General features: G+C 67.5%; 2 protein-coding genes. Both read left to right on the forward strand.

All coding sequences use genetic code 11. The annotated features are described in order from the left end of the window. The first annotated feature begins 67 nt into the window (after positions 1 to 67). On the forward strand, positions 68 to 352 hold the full coding sequence (locus JNB50_RS24840) for a transposase (RefSeq protein WP_208042753.1): 285 nt from the start codon (positions 68 to 70) through the stop codon (positions 350 to 352). 8 nt (positions 353 to 360) lie between these two features. Next, positions 361 to 1,224 (forward strand): IS3 family transposase, encoded by an 864-nt coding sequence (locus tag JNB50_RS24845; protein ID WP_243768961.1) that lies wholly within the window; start codon positions 361 to 363, stop codon positions 1,222 to 1,224. The last annotated feature ends 40 nt before the right edge of the window (positions 1,225 to 1,264 follow it).

Here is a 1,264-nt window from a genome sequence, read left to right on the forward strand (position 1 = left end):
GGAGCCTGACCCGCTTTTCCGGGCACCTGAGTTGAGGCGATGATCGTCTCGGAGAGGAGTCCGTGAGATGCCTGCTGCTCACCCGCCGGAGTTCCGGCGTCGAGCCCTGGATCTGGTCGCGCAGGGGAACCCGGTCGCGCAGACCGCCCGGGATCTCGGGATCAGTGAATCTTGCCTGCGGAACTGGATGAACCGCGACGCCGTCGACTCCGGCCGCAAGGCTGGCGTGACGTCCGATGAGCACAGGGAGCTCGTTGAGTTGCGTCGACGGAACCGGGTGTTGGAGATGGAGAACGAGATCCTCAAGCGCGCGAGCGCGTATTTCGCGAGGGAGAACGTGCTCCCAAAATAGGGTTCCGGCTGGTCCAGGAGCTCGCCGCGGACGGTGTTCCCGTCGCGGTGGCCTGCCGGTTTCTGAATGTCTCGACCTCCGGTTACTACGCCTGGGCCACCCGGCCTCCGTCCGCGCGGGCGGTCGCGGATGCCGAGCTGACGGCGACGATCCGCCGCATCCATGCCGACTCCCGCCAGACCTATGGGGCGCCGCGGGTGCTGGCCGAGCTGCGGCTCGGGCTGGGCGTTCACGTCGGTCGGAAACGCGTCGCCCGGCTAATGCGCAGCGCCGGCCTGGTCGGGGTCTCGCATCGCCGGAAGCGACGCGGATGGAGGCCGGACACGGCCACGCACGAGGATCTGGTGAAGCGGCAGTTCCGCGCGGACGCACCGGACCGGCTCTGGTTCTGCGACATCACCCAACACCGCGCGAAAGATGGGTGGGTTTACTGCGCGGCGGTGATCGACGCGTTCAGCCGCCGGATCGTGGGCTGGTCGATCTCGGATCGGATCACCACCGAGATCGTCGTCGACGCGCTCGAGATGGCCCGCTGGCGGCGCCGTCCCGAGCCTGGCACCATCGTTCACGCCGACCGAGGAGCGCAATACACCAGCTGGCTGTTCGGGCACCGGCTCCGCCAAGCCGGGCTGCTCGGCTCGATGGGCCGAGTCGCATCGTCGGTCGATAACGCCCTGATCGAGAGCTTCTGGTCGATCATGCAACGCGAGCTCCTGGACCGCACCAGCTGGGACTCGAAGACGCAGCTGGCCTCGGCCATGTTCGAGTGGATAGAGGGCTTCTACAACCCGCGCCGCCGGCACTCCGCCCTCGACTACCTCAGCCCCGCCGACTACGAAGCCCTTCACACCACCGCCGAAATCGCGGCATGATCAACACACCGAAACCGTCCGGGAAACCGGGTCAGGCTCC

This window comes from Leifsonia sp. TF02-11, assembly GCF_017565305.1.
Taxonomy (GTDB): domain Bacteria; phylum Actinomycetota; class Actinomycetes; order Actinomycetales; family Microbacteriaceae; genus Leifsonia.

Bases quoted from the DNA above. Each gene is read 5' to 3' on its own strand.
- JNB50_RS24840 (WP_208042753.1), top strand. From the start codon at position 68: ATGCCTGCTGCTCACCCGCCGGAGTTCCGGCGTCGAGCCCTGGATCTG.